Below are 17949 nucleotides of genomic sequence, written 5' to 3'. Positions count from 1 at the left end.
CTCACGACCATTGCCCCCTGCGAATTCGACGGTTCCTTCTCTTGGCATTCGTCACGCTTCCGGCAATGGACCCCCGATGCATCGCAAGAATACGAAACGTCAACTCTCCACACCAGGGCCGAAGGGCCCGCGAACCGAGGGGCGAGGCGTCGGTCCGTCTACGGAATGGTGTCGGCCTGCACCTCGGCGTGCAACAGCTGTAGCACCGGCGCGCGATCGGTCAGCACGGACCAACTCCGGGAGATGGCTTCGTACACCGCGTGCGCCGCCGAGACGAGCGCGTCAGCGTCGGTATGCCCGGTCAGCAAGCCGCCGATGTCGGCGGCGATGCCGACGTCGAGCACCGGCACCACCGTGTGCGGCATGCCGAGCAGCGCCGCGAGGATATCCAGCTGGTCGGCGGGCACCAGTGCCCTCGCCGCAGCGAGCACTGTGGCAGGAACGACGATCGTATTGCCGGATCCAGCTGTGGCCCAAGCGATCGCGTGCGGGTAGGGGTCCCGTCGGCACCAGCCGAGGACCGCGCCGAGATCGAGGACGACACCGGTCAGAGTCGGCGGGTTCACGCGGCGCCGGCCGCGTACTCATCCTCGGTCAGGGGCGGTAAGCCCAATAGCGCGCGTCCGTGATTGATCATCTCCAGCGGCGGCTTGCCGCCGTAGACGCGTTCGATAGTGGCCACCGACTGTGCGCGGTCCATGCGCTGGCGGACCGATTCGGCGACGAACTGCGAGACCGATTCGATCCGTCCGCCCTCGCGCCATTTGTCCAGGGTCACGGCGATTTCCTCGGGAACTGTGACCGTCACCTTCCGAGTCTTGCGCTCTCTCGCCATATCGGAAGTGTACTCGGATATGGCTTGCCGAGACCGGGTGCGTACCGGACTGCGACATGGGAAAGTCTCGGTTATGAGAGCGCACCGTCGCATCGCCGTGGTCATGGCCGGGTTCGTGAGCGTCACACTGGTGGCGAGCTGCGGCACCGGGTCGCCGCAGAACAGCGGCCCGACCACAGCCACCGTGTCCGGCGTGATTCCTTTGATCTCCACCGACGACCTGCGCGCCGCTCGACCCGACGAGGTGCACCTGTTCGGACTGAACGATCTGCACGGCAACCTCCAGCCGCCGCGTGGTTCGAGCGGAAAGATCGCCGGATACGAAGCCGGTGGGGCCGCGTACCTCGCTGCGCATTTGGCGCGGTTGAAGAAGGCATATCCGGCCAGTGCCGTGGTCGCGGCGGGTGACAATATCGGCGCGAGTCCGCTGCTGTCGGGGCTGTTCCACGACGAGCCGACGATTTCCTTCCTGAACTCCACCGGACTGGCCGCGTCAGCGGTGGGAAATCACGAATTCGACAACGGTGTCAGCGAATTGGCGCGCATACAGCAGGGCGGTTGCGCACCGGACGGCTGCTCGCCCGGCGCGCCGTTCACCGGGGCGAAGTTCCCATACCTGGCCGCCAACGTCACCGACGCCCAGGGCGGACTGCCGTCTGCGCTGCGCCCGTGGACCATGCTGGAAGTCGGCGGCCACCGGATCGGTATTGTCGGCACCGTCACGCCCGACACCGCGCATATTGTTTTTCCCGAAGGCATTCGAGGCTTCGAGTTCGGCGATGAGGCCGAAGCGATCAACGCCTATGTGCCCGAGATGAAGGCGGCGGGCGCCGAAACCGTCGTGGCGCTGCTGCACGATGGCGGCGTACAGAAGGCGGCGCCCGACGCGGCGATCGACTACAACGGCTGCGCGAACATCACCCCCGAGGTAACCGCGCTTGCCACCCGCACCGACCCCGCGGTGCGGGCACTGGTTACCGGGCACACCCATCAACCATATGTGTGCACGATCGGGGGCAAGGTGATCACCCAGGCCGCCTCCTACGGCAGGCTGATCACCGACATCACCCTGACATTCGGCACCGACCAGGTGCAGGCTTCGGCGGTGAATCGAGTGGTCACCCGCGAGGTCACTCCAGACTCGGCCACCGCTGACCTGGTCGCCTTCTATGCCGGCCAGGCCACACCGCGAGCAGCCCGCGTGGTCGGCACAACGGCGCAGACCCTCGCACACGAACCGGCGTCCTCCGGCGAATCACCACTCGGCGATGTCATCGCCGACTCCATGCTCGCGGCCACCTCGTCTGCGCCCGGCGCCGCGGTGGCGGCATTCATGAACCCCGGCGGCGTGCGCGCCGATCTGAAATCCGGCGAGATCACCTACGGCGATATCTACGCCGCCCAACCGTTCGGCAACCAAGTCGTCACCGTCACCCTCACCGGCAGCCAGGTACTGCGACTGCTGGAACAACAGTGGGACAACCCGGGAAAGCCCACCGTATTGTCGCCCGCCGGCCTCACCTATACCTATGTCGCCTCCGCCCCGAAAGGCAGCAGGGTGGTCGCCGACAGCATCCGCGTCGCGGGCCTGCCCCTCGACCCGGTCGCCACCTATCGGATCACCACCAACAGCTTCCTTGCCGCGGGCGGCGACGGCTTCACCGTCTTCACCGAGGGCATCGACAAGGCCGTCGGCCCCATCGACCTCGATGCCTTCGAGGCCTACGCGAAGGGCCGCCCACCGCTGCGGGCACCGGCCGCCCGTGCCGAAAAGCGTTAGCTCGCAACGCACCGGCAATCTCGCGTGTGCGGCCGATCACACACCAGCAGTGAATCTGGACAAGCGACCAGTCACTACTGCAAGTAACTGAAATTTTGTGTAACACATACCGTTTGACCTGCACATACGGTGACCAACCCCACAGACGACACGAGGCCCGGTAGCTTGCCTCGGCGACACCGCCCGAATTAAAGTTACTCACCAGTAGGACGAAGGTGTCACCTACTTCGGCCCGACCGCTATCGCGCGGGGGCCGACATCACCAGATGTCCGCATTCACTGCCGCATGCCGGATGAGCGTTGTCCGACAACATGGTTCGAACAAGAGCAGGAGATTGCGATGGCTACTACCTACATCGTCACGGGCGGTACCGGTTTTCTGGGGCGCCGGGTCGTGCAGGGACTCCTGGACGCGGATTCCGACGCCATTGTGCACGTGCTGGTGCGCGCCGCATCGCTGACGAAGTTCACCGAGCTCGCCGAAAACTGGCACGGCGGCGAGCGGGTCTTCGCACTGGTCGGAGACCTCACCACCCATAGGCTCGGCCTCGACAAGGACGCGCCGCAGGCCGATCACATCATCCACCTCGGCGCTGTATATGACATGACCGCCGACGAGGACACCGCGCACGCCGCCAATGTCGCGGGCACCCACTCGGTGCTCACGCTGGCCCGCGAGCTGGGCGCGGTGCTGCACCACGTCTCCTCGGTGGCCGTCGCAGGCGATCACAAGGGCAAGTTCTTCGAGGAGGACTTCGACCTCGGCCAGCGCCTGATCTCGCCATATCACCGCACCAAGTTCGCCGCCGAGCAGCTCGTGCGTGAATCGAGCGGCGTGCGCTGGCGGGTGTATCGACCCGCCATCGTGGTCGGCGATTCCCGCACCGGTGAGATGGACAAGATCGACGGGCCGTACTACTTCTTCCCCGCCATCGCCAAGCTGGGCGCGCTGCCCACCGATCTGCCCGTGCCGCTGCCCGATCTCGGCGCAACGAACATCGTACCCGTGGACTACGTCGCGGCCGCCATGGTCGAGCTGGTGCGCCGAAACGGCTTGGACGGACGCACCTTCCACCTCGTCAATCCCCAACCGCAGCCCTTCGGCGAGATCTACGCCGCATTGGCCACAGCCGCGGGCGCACCGACCGGGATCGGCACGGTGCCCGGCAGCGGGCTCGCACTCAACGGGCTCGCCCACCTCCCCGGCGTTCCCACCGTGCGCGATTTCCTGTTGGAGCAGCTGGGAATTCCGGCTGCCGTCGCGCCGCACACGTCCTTCTCCGCCGAGTTCATCTCCGACTCCACCCGCGCCCAGCTGCGCGGCACCGACTTGTCGGTGCCGTCCTTCGACAGCTACGCCGAACGGCTGTGGGCCTACTGGCGTGAAAACCTCGACCCGAACCGCGATCATGCCACTGACAACGGTGACCCGTTCGCCGGCCGCACGGTGCTGATCACCGGCGCATCGTCGGGCATCGGTCTCGCCACCGCGCACGCGGTGGCGCGGCGCGGGGCCACCGTGCTCATGGTCGCCCGTGGCCGAGAGGACCTGCTGGCGGCCGCCGCCGCCATTCGCGCCGAAGGTGGTGCGGCCCATGCCTATCCGTGCGACATCACCGATGCCGACGCCGTCGACGCGCTGGTCTCCACTCTGCTCGCCGACCATGGTCACGTCGACTACCTGGTGAACAACGCAGGTCGCTCGATCCGCCGCTCGGTGCTCAATTCCACCGATCGCATGCACGACTTCGAACGGACGATGGCGGTCAACTACTTCGGCGCGGTCCGGCTCATCCTGGCCTTGCTCCCCTCGATGCGGGCGCGGCGCTTCGGGCACATCGTCAATATCTCCTCGATTGCCGTGCAGACCAAGGTGCCGCGCTTCGCCGCCTATGTGGCGAGCAAATCGGCCCTCGACAATTTCAGCGAGATCGCCGCTGTCGAAAATCAGGATGCCGGAATCACTTTCACCTCGGTACGGATGCCATTGGTCCGCACCGCGATGATCGCGCCCACCGACCTCTACCGCTCGCTCCCGGTCCCCGACCCGGACCAGGCCGCGGCCATCGTCGTGCGAGCGCTCACCGACCGGCCCGACCGCATCGACACCCCCGTCGGCACCTTCGCCCAGGCTGTCGAACTGCTGATGCCGACGGTCAAACGCACCATCATGCACCAGGGCTTCCGGATGTTCGGCGAATCCCATGCGGCACAGGGCGTTCCCGCAACGGTCCCGGTCGTGCCGATCGCCGACTCCGACGATCGGCAGTCCGCGCCTGCGCCCAAGCGCAGCGCGCTGCTCGCCCTCGCACCGGTGCTGCTCCCGCTGATGGCGGTGCCGAGCCCCGCCGCACGGGTGGCCAGGGTGGTCCCCGGCCTGCACTGGTAGCGCGTACCGCTCGGACACGCACGGTCCACACACCGGCGGCGGGACCGACTCCAGTCGGTCCCGCCGCGCGGATTTCCCGGTGGTTTAGACCCGGCTCGCCGCGAACCAGGCGGCGGGCCACATGGCCCAGCCGTAGTTCGAGTGCTGGGTCGGATCGAATCCGCCGCCACATATCGGATCACCGCCCGCGCAGTAATTCGCGGTGCGCCAACCGAAATGACCGGGGACGCTCCATCCGATGAGCCGCAGCGGATCGCCGAACAGCAGCACCGCCGCCACCTTCCACTGCAGATCGCCGGGCAGCGGGTAGATGCCGGGCAGCGTGGTCACGATGCCGGTGCCGAGGACACCGTGCACGACAACCGCGCCCTGCGAGTAGCCGACCAGGATGAACCGCTGATCCGGACACACGGCCGACTGCCGGATGACGCGATCGGTCATGTCCTGGGTGCCGCGGCTGAGCGATGCCGGATCGAGCAGATCCGCAGGGTAGTTCACGCGGTACGCGTCCGCGCTCCCCGGAAGCGTTTGCAGGAGTGTGTCATACAGCGGATCGCCGATGACCGAACCGAGGAACCCTGGCTCATGGGTGCCCCTGGCGACGATCACCTCCACCTCGGCACAGTCATCCGCCGATGCCTGTATTCCGGGATTCGTCGTCGCCGTGACTCCGACTGCGAGCAATAGCACCGCGAATACCCGCGCCACACGCCGCTTTTCGAACAGAGAAACCTTCCGGTTGACCATCGTGATCACCTCTCACGCCGTTGTGAGAAGCCGAGTTTCTGACGATTGTCAGTGACAATTGCTCGGCTATATACGCGATGGTAGGGACGACCGGAGGTGCCGTCGAGCAACGGGACCCGAGCGATACCGAGTTACCGCACAATCGTGTCCTCGGTGGTCTCGCTGGAGTGACGAGAACCGCTGCGCCAGTGAAACGCCCGTGCGCGAGATCCGCGGAAGGGCGCGATCCGCCGTATCCGGGGAGTACCCGAGTGCGGTCCGGTATATGCGGTGTTCGCCTGCCGGTATGAGGAATTCACGTGCCTCGCCGCGGGTGTCGGTGGTCACCTAGCGAATCTCCCGCTCCTGGAACAGGTACCGCTGACGGTTCGGCGCCGGGAGGGTACGCGCGATGGCGAGCACGCCACCGCGTGCTAGTGCAGGCACCATGCGCACCCGCGACCAACGTCATCCACCAGAGGCTTCCGCCCGGTCGGTGAATTCCATGCCGCACAGCGAAAGGCAACGGGTGGCGGCACGGAAGAACAGCATCGCCGCAAGGCCAGGCCGCGGGCCCGGGAACGGTGTACTCGTTGCGCCTGCCCGGGTCCTGCTGCCGCGTACTGCCTTGCCGAGTCCCGTCGTGCAGATTTCCCGGCGGGGTCCTACACCTGGTTTGCCGCGAACTCGGCAGCGGGCGACATGGCCCAGCCGTAGTTCGAGTGCTGGGTCGGATCGAATCCGCCGCCACACACCGGATCACCGCCCGCGCAATAGTCCACGGTCCGCTCGGACAATCGACCGGGGACACTCCCGCCGATGGCACGGAGCGGATCACCGAACAACAGCACCGCCACCACCTTCCATTCCAAGTCGCCGGGCAGCGGGTAGATGCCGGGCAGCGTGGTCACGATGCCGGTGCCGAGGACACTGTGCACCACGACCGCGCCCTGCGAGTAGCCGACGAGGATGAACCGCTGGTCCGGGCAGTCGACCGACTGTTGGATGACGTGCTCGGTCAAGTCCTGGGTACCGCTGCTGAGCGATGCCGGATCGAGCAGGTCCGCAGTGTAGTTCACACGGTACGGACTGGCGCTCATCGGAAGTGCTTGCCGGAGTGTGCCATACAGCGGGTCTCCGACTATCGAGCCGAGGTACCCCGATTCCTGGGTGCCTCTGGCAACCACCACATCGACGTCTGCACAGGATTCGGCCCATGCGGGCAATCCCCGGTTTGCCATCGCCGTGATCCCGACCATGAGCAAAAGCATCGCGAAGGCCCGGATCACCCGCCCCTTGTCAGGCAGATATACCTTCCGGTTGACCATCGTGATCGCCTCTCACGCCATGGTGAGAAGCCGAGATTCTGACGATTGTCAGTGACAATTCTTCGGCTGCATGTCCCATTGTAGAAACGCCCCGAGAAACCGTCGAGCACCGAATGCGTGCGGCAGCGGGTCATCTCCCCGTGCCCGCGCCCTCAGGTCTGCGGCCGCGCCGACGCGCGGCGCGATAAACGCCACGCACGACCCGGTTCGCGAGCTGTGCCCACTCAAGGGACAAGAACCGCCGCGCCGGCGAACCGTCCGTGCGCTAGATCGGCGAGCGCCTGATCCGCGGTGTCGAGGGGGTAGCCCCGCGTGGTCAGGTGTATCCGGTGTTCGCCTGCCAACGCCAGGAATTCACGCGCGTCGGCGCGGGTGTTGGCGGTCACCGACCGAATTTCCCGCTCTTGAAACAGATGCCGCTGATAATTCAGGACCGGGATGTCGCTCAGATGGATGCCGGCGACGGCGAGCACGCCGCCGCGATCGAGCGCCGCCAGTGCGGGCAGCACCAGATCCCCGACCGGCGCGAACAGAATCGCCGAATCCAGTGGGACCGGTGGCCGATCCGCGGCACCCTGCACCGACGCGGCGCCCAGATCCCGCGCCAGCTCGCGGGCGGCCGGATCCCGAGTCATCACATGTATCTCCGCACCACGCGCGAGCGCCACTTGGGCGGCGATATGCGCACTGCCGCCGAAGCCGTAGATCCCCAGCCGACCGCCCCGTGGCAGCGCGGCCCGCTGTAGCGCGCGATATCCGATTATTCCCGCACACAGCAGCGGAGCGGTGTCGATGTCGGAGTAGCCCGCGGGCAGTCGCAACGCGTAAGCCGCTGGGACCGTGGCGAACTGGGCGTATCCTCCGTCGGCATCCCACCCGGTGTACTCCGAGTGCGGGCACAGATTCTCAGCGCCACGCAGACAGTACCTGCACACCCCGCAGGTGTGCCGCAGCCACGCGATTCCCACCCGATCGCCGACCTCGAAGGTATCCTCGCCGCCCCGACCAACGTCGCGGCCCAGCGCCACTACTTCCCCGACGATTTCGTGCCCGGGCACCACGTTCGGCCGATGCACCGGCAGATCCCCTTCGGCCACATGCAAGTCGGTCCGGCAGACCCCGCATGCCAGCACCCGCACCAACAGCTCACCGGCCATGGGCTGCGGTACGGGCGCGCGAACGCGGTCCAACGGACCGCCATCGATAGGTCCCGGCCGCCGCACCCGCCAGCCGATCATCGACGCGGCGCCTGAAACCTCGCTCATATCGATCACCCCTCGCCGCCCGCAGGAAGGTCGTTTGGGGTCCCGGCACGCGCCGGGACAACGGTCTGTGCTCGACCCTACCCACTCGATTTCTCGAATTCGCGGCACCGGCTTCTGATACATTTCCGTATCGGATACATTTGTGTATCCAGGATCTACTCAGCCGGCCCAGCCAGAAGGAGGTTCACCTTGGCATCGCCCACCGCTGCGGCGAACCCAGCGAAGCGGGTCACCCGCAGACGGTTCGAGACCAGAAACCGCCTGCTCACAGCCGCCTACGAGATCTTCGCCGAGGACGGCTTCGGCCGCTCCACCGTCGAGCGCGTGTGCGACCGCGCGGGATTCACCCGAGGCGCGTTCTACTCCAACTTCTCCTCGCTCGACGAGCTGTTCCTCGCGATGTGGGAGCAGCGGTCCGCGGCCATGCTGGTCGGTGTCCGAGCTACTCTCGACGAATTCTCGGTCGAGGGCGTGACCGACCTGCGCGCGGCGGTCGAACGCCTCGATCGCGCGGTGCCGATCGACGAGGCCTGGTACCGCATCACCGCCGAGTTCACCACCCACGCACTGCGCACCCCAGCGCTGCGACAGGTGATGGCCGCCCGCGAAGAATCGATCGTCGCGGCGCTGATGCCGACCATCGTCGCCGCACTGGCCCGCGTCGGGCGCACCGTCCCCGACCCGGTCGCACTCGGGCAGGCCCTCGTCGCCGTCCACGACGGCACTACCGTGCAGGTCCTGATGGAACCGCGCAGTCGTCGGGTGCGTCGGCGACGCACCGAACTCCTGTACCACGTCGTACTGGCGTACAGCACCGCATCCGAACCCAGCACCGCAACCGAAGGATGAACATGGCCAACCGCAGTCCCGAATTCGCGCAAGAGGCAGATGTCATCGTCGTCGGCGCGGGCCTTGCCGGGCTCGTGGCGACCCACGAACTGGTCAAGGCGGGCCGCACGGTACATGTCCTCGACCAGGAGAACCGCAACAACCTCGGCGGACAGGCATTCTGGTCGCTCGGTGGACTGTTCTTCGTCGACAGCCCGGAGCAGCGACGCCTCGGCATCAAGGACTCCTACGAGCTGGCCTTGCAAGACTGGCTCGGCTCGGCGGGCTTCGACCGTGACACCGAGGACCACTGGGCCCGCCGGTGGGCGCAGGCGTACGTCCGATTCGCCGCCACCGAGAAGCGGGATTATCTGCATGACTTGGGTTTACGGGTGACACCGCTGGTCGGCTGGGCCGAACGCGGCGGGGCCTTCGCCGACGGTCATGGCAATTCGGTGCCCCGCTTCCACCTGACCTGGGGCACCGGCCCTGAGGTGGTGCGGGTGTTCCAGGAACCGGTGCTCGACGGCGAACGCCGCGGCCTGGTCGGCTTCAGTTTCCGCCATCAGGTCGATGAGCTGATCGTCGAGGACGGCTCCGTTGTCGGCGTGCGCGGCAGTGTGCTGGAAGACACCGACCTGGAGCGCGGCAAGGCTTCATCGCGAAACGTGGTCGGCGACTTCGAGTTCCGCGCGAAAGCGGTGATCGTCACCTCCGGGGGCATCGGCCACAATCACGAGCTCATCCGCCGTAACTGGCCGACCGACCGCCTCGGCCCCTGCCCGGAGACCCTCATCTCCGGTGTGCCCGCGCATGTCGACGGCCGGATGCTCGGCATCACCGAGTCCGCGGGCGGCGCTATCGTCAACCGTGACCGCATGTGGCACTACACCGAGGGCATCATCAACTGGGACCCGATCTGGCCCGACCACGCCATCCGGATCATTCCCGGCCCCTCGTCATTGTGGTTCGACGCCAATGGAAAGCGTTTGCCCGCACCGTGTTTCCCGGGTTTCGACACCAATTCCACGATGAAGGAGATTCTGGCCACCGGCCACGACTACTCCTGGTTCGTACTCACTCAGTCGATCATCGAGAAAGAGTTCGCGCTCTCGGGTTCCGAACAGAACCCGGACATCACGGGCAAGGATCTCAAACTCACGCTCAAGAGCCGCGTGGCCAAGGGCGCACCGGGACCGGTCGAGGCGTTCAAGCAGCACGGTGTCGATTTCGTGGTCGCCGACACGCTGCGCGAATTGGTCGACGGCATGAACAAGATCGCGCGCGGCCCGCACCTCGACCACGACGAGTTGGAACGCCAGATCGTCGCACGCGACCGCGAACTGGCCAACAAGTACTCCAAGGACGCGCAGCTGATGGCGATCACCAACGCGCGCCAATACTTCGGGGACAAGGCGGGCCGGGTGGCCAAACCGCACCGCATCCTCGATCCCGCGCACGGACCGTTGATCGCGGTGCGGCTGAATATCCTCACCCGCAAGACACTCGGCGGCCTACAGACCAACCTCGACTCGCAGGTGATGCGCGCGGACGGCACCGTCCTGCCCGGGCTGTACGCGGCGGGCGAGGTCGCCGGGTTCGGCGGTGGTGGCGTGCACGGCTACAACGCGCTCGAGGGCACGTTCCTCGGCGGTTGCATTTTCTCCGGTCGGGCCGCCGGTCGCGCGTTGGCCACGAAACTCGGCTGACCCGTACCCTTTCCGCCCGTCAGGTCTGGCAGCCCCAGGCCCGGCCGGTTGTCTGACCGGTCCGGGTGGTCGGTGCCGGTGCTGCTGCGACGGGAGCCGTCGACGGCGCGGCCGAATACAGCCGCATACCGGTGAACCGCTGCCCGGGCTCCAGCGAGATCCCCGACACCTCCACCTGATGCCCGTACATATCGATAACCCGCGCCGAGAACGGGCCCGGTCCCGCACCCGAGATCGTCCAGTAGTTGTCTGTGCCGTGGTTGAGTTCCTGCCAGCCACCGCCGGTGGCCGGCCGGATCGCGACGCGCTGGAGGGGATTTCCCGATCCGCTCACCAGGATGGCCAGCCACTGCGCCGAGGAATCCGGTTTCACCTCGTAGAACAGTTCCGGTGCGGGATCCGGGTCACGAACGACCGCGTAACCGACCTGCGCGACGCCATCGGACCGCTCGGCGATCTGCTCGAAGGCGGCGGCACTCAGATCCAGTTGCCCTGGAGCACATCCGGGGCAGCGATCGGCGATAAGCACGCGGACATCGCCGCGCGGGCCGTGCACATCGAGGTAGGCGCCGCACAGGTCGGCGTTGCCGTACTCCTGCGTGGACATCCCGGCGTAGAAGCCGTCCACGGGCAGTCTCGGAAAAGAACAGGCCACACCCTGACCGAACGCGTAGTACCGCGCCTCGCCGGATCCGCCGGGATCCGGCGGATCCTGCGGGTACCACGCTGCGAAGCCGGAACTACTGGTAGCCATCGGAATTCGGTCCACCGTAAGGTTTTCGCCGACAGTGTGCGTGGTATCGCACGACGCGGGTCCGGGAAGTGTCACCCAGACCACCACCCCGGCCACCGTCACCATCGACCCGAGGGTCCACCACAGCCAACCCGAGCGGAAATGTGCTTGCTTGATAGGTACTCGGTGCACCGCTGTGTCCCCGGCTTCCGGCTCACCCAACTTGACGGACTGTCCATCCTGACTGCACCAGGAAAGCAGTTGAAACGGCAACACAGGTCTCGAACGAAAATCTTCGCGGGGAAGCACCCGACACCGCGGCAATCTTGTCGCAAATAGCCAGCGTTCATCTCAGTGACAACGATGCGAGCCGAAAAAGATCCGGAGCAACACCGTTTACGATGTAGCCCGTTCCGGCACCGCATCGACGTCGGAGAGCTGGTGTTCCATCCGATCCCGCTTGGCGCGCAGGTAGCGGATGTTGTGTTCGGTCGGGGTCGACTGGAGAGGCAGTCGCCGCACGACCGTGATGCCGTGCTCCACCAATCCGGCCGCTTTGGCCGGATTGTTGCTCAGCAGCCGGACCGATCGGATGCCGAGATCGGCGAGCACCTGTGCACCCGCCGCATACCGGCGGGCATCCACCGGCAACCCGAGCGCGAGGTTGGCCTCGACGGTGTCGGCGCCACGATCCTGTAATTCGTAGGCACGCAACTTGTTCAGCAGGCCGATGCCGCGTCCCTCCTGGCCGCGCAGGTATACGACCACACCGCTACCCTCCGCCGCGACCGCACACATCGCGGCGTCGAGCTGATCGCCGCAGTCGCAGCGCAGCGAGCCGAGCGCGTCGCCGGTGAGGCACTCCGAATGCAACCGCACCAGCGCCGACTCGCGGCGCGGCTCGCCGAAAACCATAGCGAGGGTTTCGGTTCCGGTGAGGTCGTCGCGGTAGCCGAGCACCCGGAACTCACCGAACCTGGTAGGTAGCCGGGTCTCCACGACCCTGGTGAGGGTGCGCTCGACGCGGCGGCGATAGTCGATCAGATCGGCAATAGAAATGATCGGCAGACGGTGCGCAGCGGCGAAGTCGAGCAGGTCGGGCAGCCGCGCCATCGATCCGTCGTCCAGCACGATTTCGGCGATGACACCGGCGGGCCGCAGCCCCGCGAGCCTGGTCAGATCGACAGCAGCCTCGGTGTGGCCGGCCCGGCCGAGCACACCGTCGGGGTGCGCGCGCAGCGGGAACATATGCCCGGGCCTGGTCAGCTCGTCGTAGCCGGTGCACGGATCGGCGAGCAGCCGCACGGTGCGAGCCCGATCGGCGGCCGAGATGCCCGTTGTCACACCGGAAGACGCATCGACCGACACGGTGTACGCCGTGCCCTTGGGATCCTCGTTGACCGCTGTCATCGGTGGCAGCCGGAGCCGATCGAGGTCCGCGCCCGCCAGTGGCGCGCACAGCACACCGCTGGTGTGGCGCACCATGAAGGCGATGGTCTCCGGCGTCGCCAATTCGGCGGCAAGCACCAAATCGCCTTCGTTCTCCCGGTCTTCGTCATCGACGACGACGACCATGCGGCCCGCCGCGAGCGCGGCGAGCGCCGCCTCGATCGTGTCCAACGACCGCTGCCGCACGAATTCGGTATCCATGACCACCTCCTATATGACTAGTAGATATATATCTGTTAGTCATAGAAAGCGGCGGTCCCGCTGAGTGGACAGCTCAGGAAGCGCGTTTGCCCTTGGCCTTCGGCACCCGCTTCCGCGGTTGCCCGGCGGCAAGCTTGTCGACATCGGCGAGGAGCTCCTGCGCGAAATCACGCTCCGCCTCGTAGTGGCGAACACACCACCGCAGCACCGCACCCGGGTAGGCCCAGTCGGGATTCTCGTCGGCGCCCTCGGCATCGATCTCGGCCAGCTTGCGCATTTTCTCGGCGTAGCCGATGTGCTCGGTCAGGATCCCGCGCAGCCGCTCCGGTTCGGCGAGATGGCCGAGCCAGGCCCGCAACATCACGCTGTGCTTGAGCACGGGCGCTTCCACCGGCGCGTGATTCACCCACTGCGCTGCCGCGGCGCGGCCGGCGTCGGTGATCGCGTACATCCGCTTGCCACGCACGCCGTCGTCCTGCAGGACGGTGCGCGAAGTCGCGTAGCCGTGCTTCTCCAGACGCTTGAGCTCAGCGTAGATCTGGCTGAACGACGGGCTCCAGTAGAAGAATTGCAGGCTCCAGTCGGCCCATTTCTTCAGGTCGTAGCCGGAGAGTTCGTCGGCGTGCGAGAGCATGCCGAGCACGGCCCAGCTGGTCGTGGGCAGATCGGGAATCCCGGCCTCTGCGGAGGCAGGCTTGGCATCGGTCACGGTAGGACTATATCTCTTAGGCATATTTCGGGTGCGAGGACACTATTACGCAGCGCATTCGCCCCACACAATGGGCAGCTCCACCGTCGTCGCACTCGGCGAGTCCGACTCTTCCACTTCCGCTCCGCGATCGTCGGCCCCGCCATCAACCCCGACGACCCGGACCTGAAATACGGGCCGAGGGTTCCCGCGGTCAGCGTGACCGCAACGAACCCTGAGGACGCTGACTACATCCTGGGCCAGGTACTCACCCTCTTCCCTTGAACGAACCTTCGCTGAATCGCGGATGTGCCCGATGTGATCTGGTCCCCTCTTTTGTATGCCCGTCCACTCTGCTATCGGCTACCACGCGCTGATAGTGGCGCTGGGCGTGAAGCGGTACCACGGGCCGTCGTGGGGTGGGTAGGTGAATGAGTAGGAGATGGTGTCTCGGGCGGTCTCTCCGGGACACCGTTGGGCAGAGTTGAAGCCGATTCCGGCCTGCGCCCACAGTGACATGTCGGTTCCCGTAGTGCTCATACGGAACTGGCATCCGCCGTCGACCGGCTTGATGTCGATGACGAGATCTGTGCCGAATCGCTGATCCTCGGTGCTGGATGTGCAGGTGGCCGCCGCGTCCACCAGTGCCGACTTCCCGATCCCCGCCGCACCGTGAATCAGGATCCCGGTGCGCTTCTCAGAAGGTGAAACATCTCGTTGAGTGGGATTCGCCAGGTCCGGATACCCCAACCTTGTGACAGGTTTCACAACACGCAATTCCTGCGCACCCGAACGTAGTTCCCGAACACCGGAGCGTGGCCGATGTCCACCATTCCCAAAAATCCGACGACTGCCGAAAGTCCAGGCAGCAGAATCGAATCCGATGCCGACACCGGCAGACTCGACGGCGCGTCGCGTGCCAGGATTTTCGCTGTCCTCGCGGTCATCGTGCTGTTCACCGAGGTCGCGCCGATGCAATACACCATCGTTGCTGCCGCGTTGCAGAAGATCGCGCCCACCTTCCCCAGCGTCGGCGCGAACATCAACTGGGCGATCATCGTCTTCGGCCTCATCGGCGCTGCCGCTTCCCCGCTCATCGGCAAGATGAGTGATGTCTGGGGCAAGAAGCGGATGTTCCTGGTCTGCGGGGTGCTCTTCATGCTCGGCTGCGTATTGGACGCCGTGACCGACAGCTGGGCAATCTTCCTCATCGGGCGTGGCCTGCAGGCCACGGCTATCGCCACCGCGGTGATCGCCTATGGCCTGATCCGGGATCTGATGCCACGCAAGTATGTACCGCTCGGCCTGGGTGTCACCGCCACCGGTCTCGGCTTCTCCGCGATCGGCGGACCCCTACTCGGCGGCTATCTCGTCGACAACTACAGCTGGCGTGCCATCTTCTGGGTGCTCGCCGGATTCACCCTGCTGATGCTTCCACTGGTGTGGTTGGTCGTGCCGGAGTCCAAGCTGCGGGTTACCGAACGCATCGATGTGCTCGGCGCCGTCCTGCTCTCGGCAGGCGCCGGACTCACCCTGATCTACCTCGACAAGGGTCAGGATTGGGGGTGGAGCAAGCCGCTCACGCTGGCCTGGTTATTCGGTGGCATCGCGCTGCTGGTGGTGTTCGTAGTGGTCGAGCTCAATGTCGCCCGCCCGATCATGGACATGAAATTGCTGTTCCATCCCCGAGTCACGCTGGTACTCGGCGGTGCGCTGTTCGCCTCGTTCCTCATCGGCGTCCAGTCCTACGCGCTCGGCTACATGACGCAGACCCCGAACTCCGACACAGTCACGGCAGGCGTCCAGCAGGCGACCCTCGCCCAGATCCAGCAGCAGACCGGCCAGCCCATGCCCGCCGTCGCGGTTCAGGTCGCCCTCGACCCCGGCTACAGCTACGGAAACGGTTTCACCCTCCTCGAATTCGCGGTCCGCATCGCGCTGCTGCAAGCCGTGCTCGCCATGATCTGCGGCGCCGCCGCAGGCGCGCTGGCCCGCAAGATCGGCGCCCGCGTCCCCCTGGTCTTCGCCCTCGTCCTGTTCGCGAGCGCAGGCGTCTGCTACGCGGTACTCCCCCACACCTGGGTCGTCTTCCTCTGGGTGAGCGCGGCATTCGGCATCGGCTTCGGCTTCTATTACGCCTCCATGCCCATCCTGATGGTCGAAGCCGTCCCCCAGGAACAACAGGGAATCAGCCTCGGCATGCTCGGGGTCATGCAATCCATGGGCGTCGCCATCGGCCTGGCCATCATCACCGCCTACCTCAACGCCAGTCCCATCACCGCCCAGGTCAGTGTCGCGGGCCAACCCCCACAAGGCAGCGTCATCCCCCAAGTCTTCGCCGACCACGGCTACGAAATGGGCTTCTGGTTCGCCGCGGGAGCATCGGCAATCGCCCTGATCATCGCCGTGATCATGCGTCACGGCCGCACCCCCGCCACCGGCGGTACCGCCTACTGATCCCCCTCGGAAACAGAGAGACGGCGGCCGCCCCGTCGGCGGCCCGCCATCTCCCTACCTCCACCCAACCCAACGCCCACACCTGCCGAGTTGCGCAGCGCCCCATCGAGCGCAGTGAAAGGGTGACTCAACTCCGCTTATCAGCCACCATTTCTCTCACCGGCGCAACCTCAACCAGGTGGCAGCTGGACGCCCACCAGATGGGTGCCCGGTCGCCACACGGGTGTGGGTCGGGCGGGGTACCGGGGATGTTGGTCGGCACCGGCGTGGCGGGCGATGAGACCGGGCATCAACCATCGGATGCCGGGGTCGAAAAGGGTCCGAAAACGCAACCCAACCAGTCTCCACGCTGGCAGCCGTGTGCCTGCCTACCCGAGTCGCGGAAGAGAAGGCCGGGTACCCCACCCGCCGCGCCCACTGCCCGGTGAAACCCTGGACCGCCGCCCAAACGGACCGCATACCTTGATATCGACACGGAGAAGCCTGCTCGGGCGGAAGTGCTGGATCGACAAGCGGTGTCGCAGCCACGAAATCGGGCAGTGACCGATCGGATGCCAGGGTCGAAACGGTCCGAAAACGCAACCCAACCAGTCTCCACGCTGGCAGCCGTGTGCCTGCCTACCCGAGTCGGAAGAGAAAGCCGGGTACCCCACCCGACGCACCCAGCACTGCCCGGCAAAACCCCTGGACTGCAACCGAAACCGGACCGCACACCCTGGCGTTCGAAATCCGAGCCCACCCTCCCAGAACACAGCCGTGAACCGGGCCGGAGATCCTGCCTGGTACCTCCCCGATACGACAGACAAGCCCCCACAACAGCACCGTGCACCCCGTCAGCCGAAGCCGATCGGATCCCTCGCTTCAACAAGTGAGCTCACCCGAGAGGGTAGCGTCGTGCACCAGCAGGCCGGATCCGGTGGCGTGCCCTCCGGTGCGGAAATCGAGCCCACCTCCCGATGTAGCGCTGAGCACTGACCAGCCGAGCTGGGTCGGATGCCCCGGTGTGGAAGTCGAGCGCACCTCCCGATGCCGCTGTGCGCACTGGTAGCCGAAGCCGAGTGGGGCTCGTTACCAGGCTCGACAAGCACACTCGACTCCGAACAGTGCTGGGCACGCCGTATGCCCCGATGTGGAAGTCGAGCACACCCCCCAATGCCGCTGTACGCACTGGCGAGCCGAAGCCGGGTGACGTGGCCCCGGCTCGACAAGCACACTCACCTCCCAGCGAGCAATGCTGGGCACGCCGGGTGCCGTACCCGACCTTCTCTGCCGCAACCTGGGCAGACAGGCACACAACTTCCAGCGTGAGGACTGGCTGTGGTTACGCTCCAAGCATTTTCGGTGACGAAGGCACTGAGGATGTTGCTCCACAGCGTGAGCACCCACCCACCGCGCCCAACCCGAGTACTGGCTGCCTTCGAGGCGCTGACGGCAACGGCGGTAGTGGAATGGTTGTTTTCGCATGGGGCGGATTCACGTGGTCGATGCAACAGGGGCAGTGTTGGACAGTACCTGGTCGAGGATGTAGGTCGGTGTTCGGAAGCCGTGGCGTTTGCGGGGT

At 66.0% G+C, this 17949-nt stretch carries 14 protein-coding genes; 5 read left to right on the top strand and 9 right to left on the bottom strand.

The features are described 5' to 3' along the window. Window positions 1–158 precede the first annotated feature (158 nt). Together AB0M74_RS09990 and AB0M74_RS09985 are read right to left on the bottom strand one after the other, a co-directional pair. On the bottom strand, window positions 159–566 hold the full coding sequence (locus tag AB0M74_RS09990) for a hypothetical protein (protein ID WP_364904202.1): 408 nt from the start codon (window positions 564–566) through the stop codon (window positions 159–161). After that, window positions 563–835, bottom strand: a complete 273-nt coding sequence (locus AB0M74_RS09985) for a hypothetical protein (RefSeq protein WP_328400034.1) — start codon at window positions 833–835, stop codon at window positions 563–565. Before AB0M74_RS09985 ends, AB0M74_RS09990 begins: the two co-directional genes overlap by 4 nt. Window positions 836–908: 73 nt before the next feature. On the opposite strand from AB0M74_RS09985, the gene AB0M74_RS09980 reads away from it, so the two are divergent. Both AB0M74_RS09980 and AB0M74_RS09975 read left to right on the top strand, forming a co-directional pair. After that, window positions 909–2615, top strand: coding sequence for a bifunctional metallophosphatase/5'-nucleotidase (locus AB0M74_RS09980; RefSeq protein WP_364904199.1), 1707 nt, complete (start codon window positions 909–911; stop codon window positions 2613–2615). A 340-nt stretch (window positions 2616–2955) separates the two neighbouring features. Further along, entirely contained in the window at window positions 2956–5004 is a 2049-nt protein-coding gene (locus AB0M74_RS09975) for an SDR family oxidoreductase (protein ID WP_364904197.1), read from the top strand. 84 nt (window positions 5005–5088) lie between these two features. On the opposite strand, the gene AB0M74_RS09970 is transcribed toward AB0M74_RS09975, so the two are convergent. The 3 genes from AB0M74_RS09970 to AB0M74_RS09960 form a co-directional block, all read right to left on the bottom strand. Beyond that, window positions 5089–5751, bottom strand: a complete 663-nt coding sequence (locus tag AB0M74_RS09970) for a cutinase family protein (RefSeq protein WP_364904195.1) — start codon at window positions 5749–5751, stop codon at window positions 5089–5091. Window positions 5752–6395: 644 nt separating this feature from the next. Beyond that, complete coding sequence (locus tag AB0M74_RS09965; RefSeq protein ID WP_364904193.1) at window positions 6396–7058, bottom strand: cutinase family protein; 663 nt, start codon at window positions 7056–7058, stop codon at window positions 6396–6398. A gap of 224 nt (window positions 7059–7282) precedes the next feature. Next, entirely contained in the window at window positions 7283–8296 is a 1014-nt protein-coding gene (locus tag AB0M74_RS09960) for a zinc-binding alcohol dehydrogenase family protein (RefSeq protein ID WP_364904784.1), read from the bottom strand. Between the two features lie 216 nt (window positions 8297–8512). Here AB0M74_RS09960 and AB0M74_RS09955 point away from each other — a divergent pair, with 216 nt between their 5' ends. Further along, on the top strand, window positions 8513–9172 hold the full coding sequence (locus tag AB0M74_RS09955) for a TetR/AcrR family transcriptional regulator (RefSeq protein WP_364904192.1): 660 nt from the start codon (window positions 8513–8515) through the stop codon (window positions 9170–9172). Then, on the top strand, window positions 9169–10860 hold the full coding sequence (locus tag AB0M74_RS09950; protein ID WP_364904190.1) for an FAD-binding dehydrogenase: 1692 nt from the start codon (window positions 9169–9171) through the stop codon (window positions 10858–10860). Before AB0M74_RS09955 ends, AB0M74_RS09950 begins: the two co-directional genes overlap by 4 nt. Before the next feature lie 19 nt (window positions 10861–10879). Here AB0M74_RS09950 and AB0M74_RS09945 read toward each other — a convergent pair whose 3' ends face one another. The 4 genes from AB0M74_RS09945 to AB0M74_RS09930 all read right to left on the bottom strand — a co-directional run bounded on the left by AB0M74_RS09945 (window position 10880) and on the right by AB0M74_RS09930 (window position 14699). Further along, on the bottom strand, window positions 10880–11815 hold the full coding sequence (locus AB0M74_RS09945; protein WP_364904188.1) for an expansin EXLX1 family cellulose-binding protein: 936 nt from the start codon (window positions 11813–11815) through the stop codon (window positions 10880–10882). Window positions 11816–11989: 174 nt separating this feature from the next. After that, a complete protein-coding gene (locus AB0M74_RS09940; protein ID WP_364904186.1) occupies window positions 11990–13243 on the bottom strand; it encodes a bifunctional 3,4-dihydroxy-2-butanone-4-phosphate synthase/GTP cyclohydrolase II in 1254 nt (417 codons plus the stop codon). A gap of 73 nt (window positions 13244–13316) precedes the next feature. Further along, complete coding sequence (locus tag AB0M74_RS09935) at window positions 13317–13952, bottom strand: PadR family transcriptional regulator (protein ID WP_364904184.1); 636 nt, start codon at window positions 13950–13952, stop codon at window positions 13317–13319. A 342-nt stretch (window positions 13953–14294) separates the two neighbouring features. Then, window positions 14295–14699 (bottom strand): hypothetical protein, encoded by a 405-nt coding sequence (locus AB0M74_RS09930; RefSeq protein ID WP_364904181.1) that lies wholly within the window; start codon window positions 14697–14699, stop codon window positions 14295–14297. 54 nt (window positions 14700–14753) lie between these two features. On the opposite strand from AB0M74_RS09930, the gene AB0M74_RS09925 reads away from it, so the two are divergent. Further along, a complete protein-coding gene (locus tag AB0M74_RS09925) occupies window positions 14754–16388 on the top strand; it encodes an MFS transporter (RefSeq protein WP_364904179.1) in 1635 nt (544 codons plus the stop codon). Window positions 16389–17949 lie beyond the last annotated feature (1561 nt).

This window comes from Nocardia sp. NPDC051463 (genome assembly GCF_040681975.1).
Taxonomy (GTDB): domain Bacteria; phylum Actinomycetota; class Actinomycetes; order Mycobacteriales; family Mycobacteriaceae; genus Nocardia.
The sequence above is the reverse complement of the archived record's forward strand: the minus strand, read 5'-3'. Positions and strand labels throughout refer to the sequence as shown.